The sequence below is a fragment of the Bradyrhizobium sp. T-1 genome, assembly GCF_053592855.1.
Map to the genome: position 1 here is coordinate 1,090,533 of NZ_CM132115.1, position 16,475 is coordinate 1,107,007.

Annotated in this window: 13 protein-coding genes; 7 read left to right on the forward strand and 6 right to left on the reverse strand. The window is 64.6% G+C overall.

The window, feature by feature from the left end; translation table 11 throughout:
• Positions 1-74: 74 nt before the first annotated feature.
• The 4 genes from pimA (at position 75) to pimD (ending at position 5,609) form a co-directional block, all read left to right on the forward strand.
• Positions 75-1,751 (forward strand): dicarboxylate--CoA ligase PimA, encoded by a 1,677-nt coding sequence (gene pimA / locus ACWAT4_RS05250; RefSeq protein WP_212425812.1) that lies wholly within the window; start codon positions 75-77, stop codon positions 1,749-1,751.
• Positions 1,748-2,935, forward strand: a complete 1,188-nt coding sequence (locus ACWAT4_RS05255) for an acetyl-CoA C-acyltransferase (RefSeq protein ID WP_212298418.1) — start codon at positions 1,748-1,750, stop codon at positions 2,933-2,935. The genes pimA and ACWAT4_RS05255 overlap by 4 nt, the downstream gene beginning before the upstream one ends.
• Positions 2,936-3,082: 147 nt before the next feature.
• Positions 3,083-4,273 carry a pimeloyl-CoA dehydrogenase large subunit gene (gene pimC, locus ACWAT4_RS05260; RefSeq protein WP_449729979.1) on the forward strand — a complete coding sequence of 397 codons (1,191 nt, stop codon included), beginning with the start codon at positions 3,083-3,085 and terminating at the stop codon, positions 4,271-4,273.
• A gap of 193 nt (positions 4,274-4,466) precedes the next feature.
• Positions 4,467-5,609: a pimeloyl-CoA dehydrogenase small subunit gene (gene pimD, locus ACWAT4_RS05265; RefSeq protein ID WP_449729980.1), complete on the forward strand. Its 1,143-nt coding sequence runs from the start codon at positions 4,467-4,469 to the stop codon at positions 5,607-5,609.
• A 69-nt stretch (positions 5,610-5,678) separates the two neighbouring features.
• Here pimD and ACWAT4_RS05270 read toward each other — a convergent pair whose 3' ends face one another.
• Complete coding sequence (locus ACWAT4_RS05270) at positions 5,679-6,830, reverse strand: IS4 family transposase (RefSeq protein WP_449729981.1); 1,152 nt, start codon at positions 6,828-6,830, stop codon at positions 5,679-5,681.
• 214 nt (positions 6,831-7,044) lie between these two features.
• Here ACWAT4_RS05270 and ACWAT4_RS05275 point away from each other — a divergent pair, with 214 nt between their 5' ends.
• Positions 7,045-7,818 (forward strand): SDR family NAD(P)-dependent oxidoreductase, encoded by a 774-nt coding sequence (locus ACWAT4_RS05275; RefSeq protein WP_212298415.1) that lies wholly within the window; start codon positions 7,045-7,047, stop codon positions 7,816-7,818.
• 3 nt (positions 7,819-7,821) lie between these two features.
• Here the strand turns inward: ACWAT4_RS05275 and ACWAT4_RS05280 are convergent, their stop codons facing one another.
• Positions 7,822-8,703, reverse strand: a complete 882-nt coding sequence (locus tag ACWAT4_RS05280; RefSeq protein ID WP_449729982.1) for a hypothetical protein — start codon at positions 8,701-8,703, stop codon at positions 7,822-7,824.
• 2 nt (positions 8,704-8,705) lie between these two features.
• Positions 8,706-10,091: an MBOAT family O-acyltransferase gene (locus ACWAT4_RS05285; RefSeq protein ID WP_449729983.1), complete on the reverse strand. Its 1,386-nt coding sequence runs from the start codon at positions 10,089-10,091 to the stop codon at positions 8,706-8,708.
• Between the two features lie 198 nt (positions 10,092-10,289).
• Here ACWAT4_RS05285 and glpK point away from each other — a divergent pair, with 198 nt between their 5' ends.
• Positions 10,290-11,795: a glycerol kinase GlpK gene (gene glpK, locus ACWAT4_RS05290; protein WP_212425816.1), complete on the forward strand. Its 1,506-nt coding sequence runs from the start codon at positions 10,290-10,292 to the stop codon at positions 11,793-11,795.
• Positions 11,792-12,385 carry a GNAT family N-acetyltransferase gene (locus ACWAT4_RS05295; protein WP_449729984.1) on the forward strand — a complete coding sequence of 198 codons (594 nt, stop codon included), beginning with the start codon at positions 11,792-11,794 and terminating at the stop codon, positions 12,383-12,385. The genes glpK and ACWAT4_RS05295 overlap by 4 nt, the downstream gene beginning before the upstream one ends.
• 175 nt (positions 12,386-12,560) lie before the next feature.
• Here the strand turns inward: ACWAT4_RS05295 and ACWAT4_RS05300 are convergent, their stop codons facing one another.
• The 3 genes from ACWAT4_RS05300 to ACWAT4_RS05310 are packed head-to-tail and all read right to left on the reverse strand — an operon-like array spanning position 12,561 to position 16,283.
• The gene (locus tag ACWAT4_RS05300; protein ID WP_449729985.1) at positions 12,561-14,408 is read right to left on the reverse strand and encodes a di-heme-cytochrome C peroxidase; all 1,848 of its coding nucleotides are present in this window, start codon (positions 14,406-14,408) and stop codon (positions 12,561-12,563) included.
• A gap of 16 nt (positions 14,409-14,424) precedes the next feature.
• Complete coding sequence (locus ACWAT4_RS05305) at positions 14,425-15,825, reverse strand: Dyp-type peroxidase (protein ID WP_449729986.1); 1,401 nt, start codon at positions 15,823-15,825, stop codon at positions 14,425-14,427.
• 5 nt (positions 15,826-15,830) lie between these two features.
• Positions 15,831-16,283, reverse strand: coding sequence for a hypothetical protein (locus ACWAT4_RS05310; RefSeq protein WP_212425820.1), 453 nt, complete (start codon positions 16,281-16,283; stop codon positions 15,831-15,833).
• Between the last annotated feature and the right edge of the window lie 192 nt (positions 16,284-16,475).

Genomic DNA, 16,475 nt, shown 5'->3' on the forward strand with positions numbered 1-16,475 from the left:
GGGAGGGAGCCCCAACCGCCAGTGCCAGCCTCACATGGAATTGCTGCCCAGGCAGTGAAGAGTAACGAACTTCAATGACCCATCCCGGCGAACAGTTTTACCCCGAGGGCGTGCATTGGGACGACACCATCGTCCAGGGCACGCTGCCTGACCTGCTTTCGACGGCCGCGGCAAATTTCGGTCCGCGTATCGCGCTGGAATTCCGCGATCGTCCGATCAGCTACACCGAGCTCGCAGCCCAAGCCGAGCGCGCGGCCGCCGCGTTCCTGCGCGCGGGCTGCGGCAAGAACACCTCGATCGCGCTGTTCCTCGGCAATACGCCGGATCATCCTGTCAATTTCTTCGGCGCGCTGAAGGCAGGCGCCCGCGTTGCGCATCTGTCGCCGCTCGACGGTGAGATCGCGCTGACGCACAAGGTCTCGGACTCCGGCTCGCGGCTGCTGGTCACCTCGAACCTCCAGGCCTTGTTGCCGACCGCGCTGAAATTCCTGGAGAAGGGGCTGATTGATCGTCTCGTCGTCTGCGAGGACGACGATTGGGGCAAGGCCGGCACGCCACAGGCGGCGATCCCGAGCGATCCCCGCATCGTCACCTTCAGGGCCTTCGTCGAGGGCGCGCCGCTGCCGGCGCAATGGCCCGCCGTTGCGGTCGATGACGTCGCGCTGCTGCAATATACCGGTGGCACCACCGGTCTGCCGAAGGGCGCCATGCTGACGCACGGCAATCTCACTTCGGCCGTGTCCATCTACGACGTCTGGGGCAAGCCGGCACGTGCCGCGCGGGGCGATGCCATCGAGCGCGTGATCTGTGTGCTGCCGCTGTTCCACATCTATGCGCTCACCGTCGTGCTGCTGTCCTCGCTCAGTCGCGGCAATCTGATCTCGCTCCATCAGCGTTTCGATGTCGAAGCCGTGATGCGCGACATCGAGGTCAAGCGCGCGACCTACTTCCCGGGTGTGCCGACGATGTGGATCGCGATCGCCGCACTGCCTGATCTGGCCAAGCGCGACTTCTCCTCGCTCGTCGCCATCGGCTCCGGCGGCGCGCCGCTGCCGGTCGAGGTCGCAAGGTTCTTCGAGAGCAAGGTTGGCAAGAAGCTCAGGAGCGGCTGGGGCATGACCGAGACCTGCTCGCCCGGCACCGGCCATCCGCCCACGGGCCCGGACAAGCCCGGCTCGATCGGATTGATGCTGCCCGGCATCGAGCTCGACGTGGTCTCGCTGGAGGACCCGACAAAAGTGCTGCCGCCGGGCGAAGTCGGCGAGATCCGCATCAAGGGCCCGAACGTCACCAAGGGCTACTGGAACAAGCCGAAGGAATCCGCTGAGTCGTTCGCTGATGGCCGCTTCCTGACCGGCGACATCGGCTATGTCGATACCGATGGTTATTTCTTCCTGGTCGACCGCAAGAAGGACATGATCATCTCCGGCGGCTTCAACGTCTATCCGCAGATGATCGAGCAGGCGATCTACACTGTTCCCGGCGTGCACGAGGTGATCGTGCTCGGGATTCCCGACCAGTATCGCGGCGAGGCCGCAAAAGCCTTCATCAAGCTGAGGCCGGACGCAAAGCCGTTCTCGCTCGACGAGCTGCGCGCGCAGCTCGCCGGCAAGGTCGGTAAGCACGAATTGCCGGCGGCGGTCGAGTTCGTCAACGATCTGCCGCGCACGCCGGTCGGAAAGCTGTCGCGCCACGAACTGCGCCAGCAGCAGAAACCATCACAATCCACCCAACCAGGAGGTCGCTCTTGACCGACGCCGTCATCGTTTCCACCGCCCGCACGCCGATCGGCAAGGCCTATCGCGGCATGCTCAACGCCACCGAAGGCGCCACGCTGCTCGGCCATGCCATCGGCGAAGCCGTCGCGCGCGCAAAGGTCGATCCGAAGGAGATCGAGGATGTCGTGATGGGCGCAGCGCTGCAGCAGGGCGCGACCGGCGGCAATATCGCTCGCAAGGCGCTGCTCCGCGCCGGCCTTCCCGTGACCGTGGCCGGCACCACGATCGACCGGCAGTGCGCCTCGGGCCTGCAGGCGATCGCGCTTGCCGCGCGCTCGGTGATCTTCGACGGCGTCGAGGTCGCGGTCGGTGGTGGCGGCGAGTCGATCTCGCTCGTGCAGAACGACAAGATGAACGGCTTCCACGCGCAAGATCCCGCGCTGCTCAAGATCAAGGGCGAGGTCTACATGCCCATGATCGACACCGCTGAAATCGTCGCCAAGCGCTACGGCATCTCGCGCGAGAAGCAGGACGAATATTCGCTGGAGAGCCAGCGCCGCACCGCGGCAGCCCAGCAGGGCGGCAAGTTCAAGGACGAGCTCGCGCCGATCACGACGCAGATGGCGGTCACCGACAAGGCGACCGGTGCGGTGTCGATGAAGGAAGTGACGCTGTCGCAGGACGAAGGTCCGCGCCCCGAGACCACCGCCGAAGGCCTCGCCGGGCTGAAGGCCGTGCGCGGCGAGGGGTTCTCCGTCACCGCCGGCAATGCCAGCCAGCTCTCCGACGGCGCCAGCGCCTCGGTGATCATGAGCGACAAGGAAGCGGCAAGGCGCGGCCTCAAGCCGCTCGGCATCTTCCGCGGCTTCGTCTCCGCCGGCTGCGAGCCGGACGAGATGGGCATCGGCCCGGTCTTCGCCGTGCCGCGCCTGCTCAAGCGCCACGGCTTGAAGGTCGATGACATCGGTCTCTGGGAGCTCAACGAAGCCTTCGCGGTGCAGGTGCTGTATTGCCGCGACAAGCTCGGCATCGACCCTGACAAGATCAACGTCAATGGCGGCGCGATCGCAGTCGGCCATCCCTACGGCATGTCGGGCGCGCGCCTGACCGGCCACGCCTTGATCGAGGGTCGCCGCCGCAAGGCCAAGTATGCGGTCGTCACCATGTGCGTCGGCGGCGGCATGGGCGCGGCGGGCTTGTTCGAGGTGCTACAGTAACTTTCTGTCGTCCTGGCGAAAGCCAGGACCCATACTCCGCAGCAGGAGTGTGTCGGACAGACGGCAGTTGCCTTCGCAAAGCGAAGGCCGGTGGTTATGGGTCCCGGCCTTCGCCGGGACGACAAGGGAAGCTCACAGGAGGATCCGATGGATCTCGCATTCACGAAGGAAGAGCAGGCGTTTCGCGAGGAAGTGCGATCATTCTTCCGCGACAACGTGCCGCCGGATACGCGGCGCAAGCTGCTCGAGGGCCGCCACCTCTCGAAGGACGAGATGGTGACGTGGTGGCGCATCCTCAACAAGAAGGGCTGGGGCGTCAGCCACTGGCCGAAACAATACGGCGGCACGGGGTGGACCTCGGTGCAGCACTACATCTTCAACGAGGAGCTGCAGTCCTATCCGGCGCCGCAGCCGCTCGCCTTCGGCGTCAGCATGGTTGGCCCCGTCATCTACACCTTCGGCAACGAGGAGCAGAAGAAGAAGTACCTGCCGCGCATCGCCAATGTCGACGATTGGTGGTGCCAGGGCTTCTCCGAGCCCGGCTCCGGTTCGGACCTCGCCTCGCTGAAGACGAAAGCCGAGCGCAAGGGCGACAAGTGGATCATCAACGGCCAGAAGACCTGGACCACGCTGGCCCAGCACGCCGACATGATCTTCTGCCTCTGCCGCACCGACGCCTCCGCCAAGAAGCAGATGGGCATCTCCTTCATCGTGTTCTCGATGAAGTCGAAGGGCGTCACCGTGCGTCCGATCCAGACCATCGACGGCGGCCATGAGGTCAACGAGGTCTTCTTCGACGACGTCGAGGTGCCCGTCGAGAATCTGATCGGCGAGGAGAACAAGGGCTGGGATTACGCCAAATTCCTGCTCGGCAATGAGCGCACCGGCATCGCGCGCGTCGGCGTCTCCAAGGAGCGGCTGCGCCGCATCCGCGATCTCGCCGGCAAGGTCGAATCCGCCGGCAAGCCGATCATCCAGGACGCCGCGTTCCGCGAGAAGCTGGCGGCCTGCGAGATCGAGCTGAAGGCGCTCGAGCTGACGCAGCTGCGCGTCGTCGCCGACGAAGGCAAGCACGGCAAGGGCAAGCCCAATCCGGCCTCCTCGGTGCTGAAGATCAAGGGCTCCGAGATCCAGCAGACCACCACCGAGCTGCTGATGGAAGTGATCGGCCCGTTCGCCGCGCCCTACGACGTGCATGGCGACGACGGCTCCAACGAAGCCATGGACTGGACCGCCCAGATCGCGCCGAGCTACTTCAACAACCGCAAGGTCTCGATCTACGGCGGCTCCAACGAGATCCAGCGCAACATCATCGCCAAGGCCGTGCTGGGGCTGTGATGCTTTCTTCCCCCTCTCCCCGTTCTTACGGGGAGAGGGTCGGGGTGAGGGGCCTCCCTCCGCGCAAAGATCGTCGAGAGAGCGGTACCCCCTCACCCGGATCGCAAGAGCGATCCGACCTCTCCCCGCAAGCGGGGAGAGGTGGAGAGGGAGCCCCACGCAACGCACACACTGGTTACTTGAGGAAACAGAAATGGATTTTGATCTGAACGAGGAGCAGCGGCTTCTCAAGGAAAGCATCGACGGCCTGCTGACCGATTCCTACGATTTCGAGAGCCGCAAGAAATACATGAAAGAGAAGGGCGGCTGGAGCCAGGCCGTCTGGGGTAAGCTCGCTGAGCAGGGCCTGCTCGGTCTGCCCTTCGCGGAGGCCGATGGCGGCTTCGGCGGCGGCGGTGTCGAGACCATGATCGTGATGGAGGCGCTCGGCAAGGCACTGGTGCTCGAGCCGTATCTGGCAACGGTTGTGATCGGCGGCGGCTTCCTGCGCCACGCCGGCAGCGATGAGCAGAAGGCCGCGCATGTGCCCGGGATCATCGACGGCAGCAAGACGCTGGCGTTTGCCCAGCTCGAGAAGAACTCGCGTTATGATCTGTTCGACGTCACCACGACGGCGAAGAAGAAGGGCGACGGCTGGGTCATCGACGGCGAAAAATTCGTCGTGCTCAATGGCGAGAACGCGGAAACCTTGATTGTCACCGCCCGCACCAAGGGCGGCCGCCGCGACAAGACCGGCATCGGCGTGTTCCTGGTGCCGGCGAACGCCAAGGGCATCACCAAGAAGTCCTACCCGACCCAGGATGGCCTGCACGCCGCCGACATCACCTTGACCGGTGTTGAAATCGGCCCGGACGCCGCGATCGGCAATCCCGAGGACTCGCTCGCGCTGATCGAGCGCGTGGTGGATGAGGCCCGCGTGGCGCTCTGCGCCGAAGCGGTCGGCCTGATGGACGAGTCGCTCAAGACCACGGTCGAGTACATCAAGACGCGCAAGCAGTTCGGCGTTGCGATCGGCTCGTTCCAGTCGCTGCAGCACCGCGCCTCCGACATGTTTGTGGCGGCCGAGCAGGCGCGCTCGATGTCGATGTTCGCGACCATGGCTGGTGATTTCGAGGACGCCAAGGAGCGTTCCAACGCCATCGCCGCCGCCAAGGTGCAGATCGGCAAGTCGCTGAAATTCGTCGGCCAGCAGGCGATCCAGCTCCATGGCGGTATCGGCATGACCATGGAGGCCAAGATCGGCCACTACTTCAAGCGCCTCACCATGATCGAGAACACCTTTGGCGACACCGAGTATCACCAGCGCCGCGTCGCGGATGCGGGCGGGTTGATCTAGGCGCTGTATCGCCGAAGCGGCGGCCACACGAAGATCGTCATGCCCGGGCTTGTCCCACGGCTGTCCGGTTTAGGTTTGAGGAAGACTTAGGCACATCTGCCGCTGATCTTGGACGGTCGGCGGCGGGGCGAGCAAGTTGTCGATACGGCGGCGTTGCATGAGATTAGCGCGAACCAGCCTTGCGAAGACGAGCGGACTTCGAATGGCTTGCTGCGTGGCCTGAGCGAGGCGCAGCAGCAGGAAGGCGATCAGGGCAACGGCAATCTGGATTCGCACGGCGTTTTCTGAGGTGCCAACGAAGCGAGTGATCTTGAGGGTCTGCTTGACCCAGCGGAAGAACAGCTCGATGGCCCAGCGGCGGCGGTAAAGATCGGCGATGTCCTCGGCGCTGGCATCGAGATCGTTCGACAGCAGGCGCAGCACCTTTCCTGTCTCGGTGGTGATGCGCACCTCGCGCACCGCATCCTGCATCGGGTTGCGGCGGCATCTGGCCTGGCGTGCCGGGAGGAAGCCGATGCGATCGGACAGGATGTTGCTGCCCGGGGTGACCGGCAGCTCCTTGACCACATCGATCGGGGTGTTGGATTTGAACCGGCTGACAATGCGGCAGCCGACGGCATCAAGCTCGGCCCACCAGGCATAATCGTAATATCCGAGGTCGAAGACATAGGTCGCACCCGGCGTGATCGGCATCTGATGGGCTGCAGTGATGTCGTTGACGTTAGCAGCACTGACCGCGGCATAGATCGGACGATCGGCGTCGGCATCGTAGATCACGTGCACCTTGGCGCCGCAGACCCCGGACGAGAACCGGGCCCAGCCGGAGCTGTGCTCGCTCAAACGCACACTCGTGGAATCAATTAGATAGGTCGTCTCGGCGAGCTTGCGGCGCAGCCCGCGATGGGCCTGCTTCATCATGACTTCCAGCAGTTCGCCGAACACCGCAACAGGCCGCTTGGCATTGGCATCCGACATCGTCGACCGGCGGACCGGATCCGCGCCCAGATGATAGAGCCGGGCCGCGTGGCTCGAAAGCCCGGTCACGATCTCGCGCAAGCCCAAGGCGCCCGACAGCTGGCCGTAGAGCAGTGCCACAAACTGGCCCTTGGTCGAGAGCCGGCGAACCCGCGCGTCGGCATCATGATCGTCCACAAGCGCCTCGAACCGATGCCACGGCACAAGCTTCAGCAGATCGCGAAATACTGTATTGTGGTGCGGCATGGCGCTGATCTCCATTCGTGTCCCGGAACGCTTGCAGACGTCCAGGATCGAGTAGAATCAACGCCATGCGCTTCGTCCAATAAATTTAAACCGGACAGCCGTGGGCTTGTCCCGGGCATCCACGTCTTGGCGGCACGAGGAACGTTGATGGCCGGGACGAGCCCGGCCATGACGGCGGAGCAAGCGAGCACGAAAAAGAAGAGGGAGACAGACAATGAAAAACACCCCGTTCGATCTCACCGGAAAAGTCGCGATCGTCACCGGCTCCAGCCGCGGCATCGGCCGGTCCTCCGCCGAACTGCTGGCCAAGCTCGGGGCAAAAGTCGTGGTCTCGTCCCGCAAGGCCGACGCCTGCAAGGAAGTCGCCGACGGCATCAATGCGTCAGGCGGCGATGCCATCGTCATCCCCTGCAACATTGCCCGCAAGGCCGAGGTCGAGGCGCTGATCGCAGGCGCCACGAAGCATTACGGCAAGATCGACATCCTCGTCTGCAACGCCGCGGTGAATCCGTATTACGGCCCGCTGCTCGACATCACCGATGAGGCCTTCGACAAGATCATGGGCTCGAACGTGAAGAGCAACATCTGGCTCTCCGCGCTGGCCATTCCGCAGATGGCCGAGCGTGGCAACGGCTCGGTCGTCATCATCTCCTCGATCGGCGGCCTGCGCGGCTCGACCGTGATCGGCGCCTACGGCATCTCCAAGGCCGCCGACTTCGCGCTGTGCCGCTCGCTCGCCGGTGAATGGGGCCCGAAAGGCGTGCGCGTCAATTGCATCGCGCCCGGCCTCGTCAAAACCGATTTCGCCCGCGCGCTGTGGGAAGACGAAGCCATGCTGAAGCGCCGCACCGCCACCACGCCGCTCCGCCGTATCGGCGAGCCCGACGAGATCGCGGGCGCCGTCGCCTATCTGGCCTCGGATGCCTCGAGCTTCATGACCGGGCAGACCATCGTCATCGACGGCGGCGTGACCACGGCGGCGGCCTAGCCGCTATTGGCCGCGCTCGGCGAGGGCGTTTTCGATGGCGCGCACGACGAGCAGGGCCGATCTCTCGTCGAGATGCACGCCATCGGCCCAGCGCAGCTCGCGCATCGGCGGATCGATCGGCAGCCAGCGATCGCGATCCGGGAATGCCGCATGGACGATCGCCTTGCTCATTTTGACCATGCGCGAGTCCTCGATCTCCGCCGCGAAGGGAATTTCGAGCAGGAAGGCCCGTGATCCCCGCCGCTCGATGTCGTCGACCAGCGCCCTGATGCGCGCCGCATTCACCTGTGCCGGAACGGTGGGGTCGTCGTCATTCATCTGTTGCACGGCGCGGTCGAGATAGACCTTGTTGTCGAATGTGCTCGCCGGCTCGTTGAGCAGGCGATCCCGCCCGGCGCGCGCCTCGGCGGGATCTGGCGGCGTATGATTCCAGGTCTCGTAGGCGGCAACGGCGGTTCGCACCGGGCGCAGGAACAGCGCCTCGCTGCGCGTGCCGCCCGAGAATTTCGCGATCAGCGCGTCGTCGGGCAGGCGCGTGAGAACATTGGTCTCGATCAGGACGATTTTCGGCAGGCTCTTCTGCTTCGCCACGATCTCCAGGCTGGTCACCGGCGAGCCGCCGGCGAGAGCGAGATTGCGGACGCGGGGCCGCGAGAAATATTCCTCCTTGAGCCGCCAGGCGACCGAGCTGCCGACCATCACGACGTCGGGCACGGGGTCTCCGACATAGCGGTTGAGGGTGATGATGGTGCCGTCGCGGGTCGTGACCGTCGGCTGCTGCAGCGCTGAGCCGAATCGCGCTGTGGCAAGGCCGCAGGCCAGCAGCAGCGCCACCGCGACACCAGCGCATTTGATCAGCCACGATTGCCCTGATGAATGCCGCATGGTCAGAACTGAAAATAGATGAAGGCGGCCTCGGGGCCGGCTTCGAGAAAGGCCATCGCCGCCAGCGCGCCATACAGATACGGCTCCCATCGCCGCAATCTGCCGTCGAAGAGCGCGCCGATGCCGAGGTGCTGGATCAGCACGGGCAGGGCGTAGAGCAGCGCCATGTTGCGATACAATTTTGTCGGGTTTGGATTGTCCGTGGCTAAGAACATGCCCGAGAGGTAGCCGACCGCGTGATCGAAGTTCGGCAGCTTGAAGAAGATCCAGAGCATCGTCACGCAGAAGAACACCAGGCCCATGCGGGCAACCCGCACCACCGGTCCGGCGTCGCCGAGAAGCTTCAGGAACGGGCGCTCGACGACGAGCAACAGGCCATGCAGCATGCCCCACAGCGCGTAGCTCAGGCTCGCGCCGTGCCAGAGCCCGCCGAGCGTCATCACGATCATCAGATTGAGGCCGGTGCGGACCGGCCCCTTCCGGTTGCCGCCGAGCGGGATGTAGAGATAGGTCCTGAGCCAGGTGGACAGCGAGATGTGCCAGCGCGTCCAGAACTCGGAGAACGAAACCGAGATGTAGGGCAGGTTGAAGTTCACGGGCAGGCGGTAGCCGAACAGCAGTCCAAGGCCGAGCGCGATCGCCGAATAGCCGAAGAAATCGGCGTAGATCTGGTAGCTGTACAGGAACACGAGCAGCCAGCGGTCCGGCGTGGCTACGGTCTCATAGAGCGGATAGTCCATGTAGGACGTCATCTCGTTGAGATTGTTCGCGACGTAGAGCTTGAAGAAAAAGCCGGTCAGGATCCATTTGGCGGCCTCGACGAGGTCGATATCGGCGAACCGCTTGGGCGCGATCTGCGGCATGAACTGGCCCGCACGGGTGATCGGGCCCGAGACCAGCTGCGGGAAGAAGATGATGTAGAGGAACACGTCCCGCAAGCGAGGTGGCCGCTCCTCGCGCGTCAGGTCCACCAGCAGGCTGATATTGTGGAACACGAAGAACGAGATGCCGATCGGCAGGGGCAGCCGCAGCAGCACATCCAGCGGCGTGACGCCGGTCGGGTGAAGCGCGCTTAAGTCGACGAACAGCAGCTTGTATTTGAAGAACGCCAGCAGCGCGAGATTGAAGACGATGCCGGCCGGCATCCACACCGCGCGGTTGTCGAACGCCCGCACCAGGCAGAGATAGGTCCCGAGCACGGCAAGCAGCAGCAGCGGCAGCAAGGCCGGCTGGCCGGAGCCGTAGAACGCCAGGCTTGCGAGCACCAGCAGCTGGACCTGGAAACGGCGGAGCGGCGGCCAATAATAAGCGCCGAACACGACCGCAACGAAGATGCCGAACTGAAACGAAGTGAACGTCATGCCGCCCCGGATTGCCCGGTCCGGCATGTACCATCTTCGCCTCCGCCCTCCTAGTGTCCCGGCCCGAGCTGGATGTGACGGCCACCTGCCCCGGTGCCCCGCAAGCGGCCTTGACCTTGCCGCCCTAATCCGCTCCCTTTGGCCCGACACAATGCCCCGTCACCGGGAAAACGCCCAAGAAACCCCCAAGAGAAAACCCCAAGAGAAACGCCAAGGTAAGCTTCCATGTCTTTCGTCCTCGCCATCGACCAGGGCACCACCTCCTCGCGCGCGATCGTATTTCGCAGTGACATTTCCATCGCGGCCAAAGCGCAGCAGGAGTTTCCGCAGCACTTTCCGGCCTCGGGCTGGGTCGAGCACGAGCCGGAGGATATCTGGACCTCGACCGTGATGGTCTGCCGCGACGCGATCGAGAAGGCCGGCATCGGGCCTAAGGACATCGCCGCGATCGGCATCACCAACCAGCGCGAGACCACCGTGGTGTGGGACCGCGCCACGGGCCAGGCCGTGCACCGCGCCATCGTCTGGCAGGACCGCCGCACCGCGGACATCTGCGCCAAGCTGAAGCATGACGGCCGCGAGCCGTTGATCTCGCAGAAGACCGGCCTGATCATCGATCCCTATTTTTCCGGCACCAAGGTGGCCTGGATCCTCGACCACGTCCCCGGCGCCCGCGCGCGTGCGGCACGCGGCGAACTGATGTTCGGCACCGTCGATTGCTATCTGCTCTGGCGCCTCACCGGCGGCAAGGTGCATGCCACCGACGCCACCAACGCCTCGCGCACGCTGCTGTTCAACATCCACACCGGCCAGTGGGACGACGAGCTCTTGGAGATCATCGGCGTGCCCCGCTCGATGCTGCCCGAGGTGAAAGATTCCTCCGCCCGCTTCGGCGAGAGCACGCCCGACTTGTTCGGCGGCGCGATTCCGATCTCGGGCATCGCCGGCGACCAGCAGGCTGCGACCATCGGCCAGGCCTGCTTCCGCCCGGGCATGATGAAGTCGACCTACGGCACCGGCTGTTTTGCGCTGCTCAACACCGGCACGACTCCCGTCGTCTCCAAGAACAAGCTGCTCACCACCATCGCCTACCAGCTCGACGGCAAGCGCACCTACGCGCTCGAAGGCTCGATCTTCGTTGCGGGCAGCGCCGTGCAATGGCTGCGCGACGGCCTCGGCATCATCAAGCACGCCGCTGAAACCGGACCTCTTGCCGATCAATCCGATTCCATGCAGAGCGTCTATCTCGTGCCGGCCTTCGTCGGCATGGGCGCGCCCTACTGGAATCCGCGCGTGCGCGGCGCGCTGTTCGGCCTCACCCGCAACACCGGCCCGGCCGAGCTCGCGCATGCCGCGCTGGAAAGCGTCTGCTACCAGACCTTCGATCTCTGGGCTGCGATGCGTGCGGACTGGCCGAGCTCGGAAACCGCGAGCGTCGTGCTCCGTGTCGACGGCGGCATGACCGCCTCGGACTGGACCATGCAGCGCCTCGCCGATCTGCTCGACGCGCCGGTCGACCGTCCCGTGATCCAGGAGACCACCGCGCTTGGCGCGGCCTATCTCGCCGGCCTCAATGCGGGCGTCTATCCCGAGCCGACGAAGTTCGCCGACAATTGGCGCCTCGAGCACCGCTTCAAGCCGAACATGAGCCAGGCGACCCGCGATCGAAAGCTCGCCGGCTGGGCGCGCGCGGTGAAGGGCGTGCTGGCGAGCGACGAGGGGGAGGAGTGATCCTCCCCGACGGCTATTCCGACATCCCCGCCGGCAAGATCGCGGCGGTCGTTACCCATCTGGAGATGACCGCGCGCCCCGCCCTCCGCGACGATCCGCCTGGCGCGTGGTCCCTGCGCAAGATCGATGCGCCCGCGCTTGATTGGTATCGCGATCTCTTCCGTCGCGTCGGCGAGGAGTGGCTGTGGTTCTCGCGCGCCCGCATGAACGATTCCGAGCTCGCCGCGATCATCCACGCGCCGGGCATCGAGATCTACGCCCTCGCCGCCGACGGCCGCGACGAAGGCCTGCTGGAGCTGGATTTTCGCGAGGCTGGCCAATGCGAGCTGGTCTATTTCGGTGTCACCACGAGCCTGATCGGCACGGGTGCCGCCCGCTTTCTGATGAATCGCGCACTGGAGCGTGCCTGGTCCGGCGAGGTGGGCCGCGTCTGGGTGCACACCTGCACCCTCGATCATCCCTCGGCCGTTGCCTTCTATCAGCGCTCGGGCTTCCGTCCGTTCCGGCGCCAGATCGAGGTGGCGGATGATCCGCGCCTCGACGGCACGGCGCCGCGCGATGCGGCAAAGCACGTGCCGCTCATCGGGTAGCGTGCGAAGCCGCCTCCTCACCGTCATGGCGAGGAGTTCTTGCGACGAAGCAATCCAGGCTGCATCCGCGGAAAGAGCTCTGGATTGCTTCGCGGAGCCCGTCATCGGGCCGCGCTTCGCGCGGACCCGTTGGCTCGCAATGACGGAGCAAGTGGAGCAGTCGCCGCCCTCCCACTCACATCGTCTTCAGAAACTCCACCAGCGCCCGCCGCTCCTGCGGCGTCAGGAGACGCCCGATCACGCCGTCCTTTCCGGTGTTGAATTCGTGCCCGGTGTTGGTGTTGCCCCGGATGCTCGTATCGAGCTCGAATCCCCCGTCCAGCCTGTCGATGCGATATCCGACATTGACCGGGTCATATTCGCGGTTGCCGAGGTAGAATTTCGCCGGCCGCTCGCCAACCGGTGACAGCAGGGCGTAGAGGTTCGGCACCGAGCCGTTGTGCAGGTAGGGCGGCGTGGCCCATATGCCGTTGAGCGGACGCGCCTTGTAGGCCAGCGGCGCCTGGATGCCGTTTTCGCGGTATCCGTTCAGCTCCTCGCGCTGCTCCGGTCCGATCGGCGGTGTCTGGCTGTCGTACCAATGCTTGATGGTCTTTGCGGTGACCTCGCCGAGCGCCAGGCCGAAACTGTCGGAGGCAATGTCGAGCTCCCTGGGAACGATGACCTTGCGATTGATCATGTCCTGGGCCTGCGCCGGGTCGGTGCCGATCCGCGTGATGGGGACGACGTTGAGGCGGAGATAACGCTCGCCTGGATAGCGCGCATCCTTCCGGTTGTCCGGCAGCGACCAGCGGTCGGAGGTCCAGAACTCGGCACTGCTCACCGGCGGCAAATGGCATGCCTGGCAATGGTCCTTGTAGAGCGCCGCGCCTTGCTCGGCGAGCTTCTTGTCGATGGGAGGAAGCTCGGATGGCCATTGCGGCGACTTCAATCCGGTAAAGCCCGTGCTTTCATTCGGCTGCTTCCCGGCCAGCGATTTCTCGATCCTGTCCAGGTTCATGATCTCGACGCCCGAGTTGAAAAGCCCGCCCCGCGCGCTCGTCAGATTGATCATCGCGGAGACGCCCATGGCTTCACCGACGTTACGCACCATGGGCTGCTCGATCGATGCGTTGTACTGCACCCAATCGAACCACGAGGCATCCCAGATGCGCGGGAAATGCACGGGCGCCGAGGTGGCGGCATAGTTGGCGGGAATCTTGAGGTCGACCGCAAAGACCTCGTTGCCGATGCGATTCAACGCGTCGAGCCGGCCGAACCCTTCGACGACGCTCTGCGGAGCAACCATGGTGTCGAGATCGGAGAGTCCCTTGCCCTGCGCCAGGATCTTGTCGAGCTGCGCCAGCAGCTGGCCCTTTTCCACCTCGCTCGGATCTGGTCCGATCACCTTTTCGGCGAACCGGTCGAAGCGGAAGGGCACGAAACGCGTGAACGCCAGCGAGAGGCCGAGCGCGGTTCTGAACTTGCCGAGGTCCGTGAGGGCCGGGCCGCCGTCGACCAGGAATTCCGTCCCCTGATAGGTGAAACGCCCGGTGTGGCACGCCGCGCAGGTCAGCCCGATCCGCGTCATGTCATTGTAAGGGGCCCGAGGATTTTTCCAGGGTTGTGCGGTGGCATCGACCATCGCCCTGCCGCGCGCCATGCCGACAGGCAGTCCGAGCTTGGGATCGGCCGGATCGGGAATGAAGCCGAAACGATCGAGATAAGCCGGGTCGCTCAAGAGCCCCACCGACGTCAGCGATAGCTCCGGCCGTTCGAGCGCCATGAACCATTCGTAGGGGATGTGGAACGTCGCCGTGCCCTGATCGGCGTGGTGAACCCATGCGCGCTGTTCCGTCCAGCTCTGGTCGAGCCAGCGGGTCTTCTGGGCTGTCGGATAGTCCGGCAGCTTCACCCTGATGCCGTCATAGACCTTGGCGACATAGGGGTAGCCCACCACGCCCGCGACCGCGATGACCGCGGCAACTGCGACCGAGAACAGCAGGGCCAGCGAGGCGACGATCGAATTCGGTTTCCACGCCATTGTGTCCTCCAATCAATCATGAGGCCGTGTCGGCAAGGGAGACGGCAAGGGAGTCGGCAAGCGACCGCAACGCCGCGATGCCCGGCAGGAAGAAGTATTCTCCGCCGCGCGTGCTCACGAACGCCGGCAGGTTGGGCAATCGGTGCCGCGGCGCTCCGGTGCGCGGGATCGTGAAGCTGCCGCTGCCGTCGTTGCCGCCGATCATCGGATCCTTGTCATTCCCGAGGCCGGCGAAGTCGCCATCGCTGATCCAGACTTTCTGGACGAATTCGAATTGACGGGCGATGTCGGCGTTCACCAGCAACATGATGGCGCCGCGCGCGGCGCCGTCATCGGCGGTCGCGTCCAGAGGCAGGCGCGAGCCATAGGGCAAGCCCTGGCGCAGCAGCCGATGCCGATGGACGGATGCGCCATTCGGGCCCGTCAGCCCCGAGCGCGGATTGAGTCGCCGCACATGGGCTCCGACCGGGCAGTTCAGTCCCCGCAGATCGTCAGAATACGTGAATTGATTGTTTCGCATCGGATCTCCGGCGAGTGCCGGGTCGTCTCGCTCGGCCGCCAGGGCCAGCGGTGCGCCACTTGGCCAGCGTCCCATCATCTTCGCCGCCAGCAGCGCGACGTCGATCTCATCAGTGGCGGAGCGCCGCAGAAAATCCCTGAAGGCAAAGACATGCTGGTGCAGCTTGCGCAACACCACGAAAGAGCCGTTGCGGCTGAGACTTGCAGGAGCAGGCAAGTCAGGGACGGTGCCGGTCTCGTCGGGCTGCCCGAGCACGAACTCGCCAGCCTTGAGGGCTCGCCAACCGCCTGCGTCCGGAATGCCCGCGCCGGGCAGGGCGGGCTCGCCACTGCCTTTGATCGCGGGCTGCGTAATGCCGTCAAGATAGCCGAAGTGCTCGATCGGGACAGGCCGGCCATCCGGCCCGGGCAGCAATTTCGCATCGATGGCGGCCAGCGCCGTCAAGCCGTTGTCGCTGATATCGGACAGCAATGCCGTCGAAGCGGCATCGCGATCCGCTGCGGTCATCGCACTGACCACGACAAGGGCGTGCACGCTCTTGTCGAACGGTGGATCCCAGCGCGCCGGAGCGCTGTCGCCGACATCGCCGAGCCGGTCAGCGCGCGCCGCCATTCCCTGCTGGAATTCCTGCGGGAAGCTCGACAGGCTGGGCTCCGGCGTACCGATCGCCGACAGACCTTGCCATGAGAGCGCGACGTTGAAACCCAGTGACGGGGATGCGTCCAGATTTGCCACGGTCGTGCATCGCCCGGCGGCGTCACCGAACCATCGCCGGGCCCGAGCCGGGTCGCTCACGCCGAGCAGATGATAGTGCGCCGCCGGGAAGCGATACGGCCGCATCGCCATGCCCTGGATATCGTTCCGATCCAGGTCGCCGGCATCGGACGGGGCCGGCATGTCCGTCAACCGATCTGGTCGAGGAACGCGTCGAATTTGCCCTTCCAGTCCAGCGCCTTGTTGATGTCCGCGACGGTCGAGTTCGGATAGGCGCAGTAATAACCGGTGGTCTCGATGGCGCTGCCGAGAATGTAATCGCGCAGCTTTGGATAATCGCGCGCGCCCGGATACCCTTCGCAATGGCCCCAGATCGCGTCGATACCATCGGGAGCCCGCTCGGCGAAATCACGCATATAGTCTTCGACGCCGCCGTCGAAATTCGTTGCAAACAACAAGCGCGTGTCGTTGTCGAAAATGACCCAACGCACGATATGGATCGTGCCGAGAGAGGAGATCTTGCCGCCGTTTGCGGCGGTGAGCCCTTGAAGCGTCCTGCGTAACGCGTCGGCATGATCGGGAAGGATCTTGGTAATCGCGGTCAGGGCGCTGATCTTACCCGTGGTCAGTACAACGGACATGGCAATTCCTCCCTGTTGTCCGCCCGAACCGTTGCGAACGGTTCAAATGCGGCGTGGCTGCATCAAGTCCCCCGATTGCTTCACGCAGGTATTTTATCACGTTTGCAACTACAGTGTGTGAAGTGCTTCACGCATCTCCAACGACATTCCAGCCGCGACGCGCGACGCGATGTCGTGAGGCATCCGATCGTC

Coding starts and splice junctions, on each gene's coding strand:
- pimC (WP_449729979.1), top strand. CDS start 3,083: ATGGATCTCGCATTCACGAAGGAAGAGCAGGCGTTTCGCGAGGAAGTG.
- ACWAT4_RS05280 (WP_449729982.1), bottom strand. CDS start 8,703: ATGCGGCATTCATCAGGGCAATCGTGGCTGATCAAATGCGCTGGTGTC.
- ACWAT4_RS05310 (WP_212425820.1), bottom strand. CDS start 16,283: ATGTCCGTTGTACTGACCACGGGTAAGATCAGCGCCCTGACCGCGATT.
- pimD (WP_449729980.1), top strand. CDS start 4,467: ATGGATTTTGATCTGAACGAGGAGCAGCGGCTTCTCAAGGAAAGCATC.
- ACWAT4_RS05305 (WP_449729986.1), bottom strand. CDS start 15,825: ATGCCGGCCCCGTCCGATGCCGGCGACCTGGATCGGAACGATATCCAG.
- ACWAT4_RS05275 (WP_212298415.1), top strand. CDS start 7,045: ATGAAAAACACCCCGTTCGATCTCACCGGAAAAGTCGCGATCGTCACC.
- ACWAT4_RS05285 (WP_449729983.1), bottom strand. CDS start 10,091: ATGCCGGACCGGGCAATCCGGGGCGGCATGACGTTCACTTCGTTTCAG.
- pimA (WP_212425812.1), top strand. CDS start 75: ATGACCCATCCCGGCGAACAGTTTTACCCCGAGGGCGTGCATTGGGAC.
- ACWAT4_RS05270 (WP_449729981.1), bottom strand. CDS start 6,830: ATGCCGCACCACAATACAGTATTTCGCGATCTGCTGAAGCTTGTGCCG.
- ACWAT4_RS05300 (WP_449729985.1), bottom strand. CDS start 14,408: ATGGCGTGGAAACCGAATTCGATCGTCGCCTCGCTGGCCCTGCTGTTC.
- glpK (WP_212425816.1), top strand. CDS start 10,290: ATGTCTTTCGTCCTCGCCATCGACCAGGGCACCACCTCCTCGCGCGCG.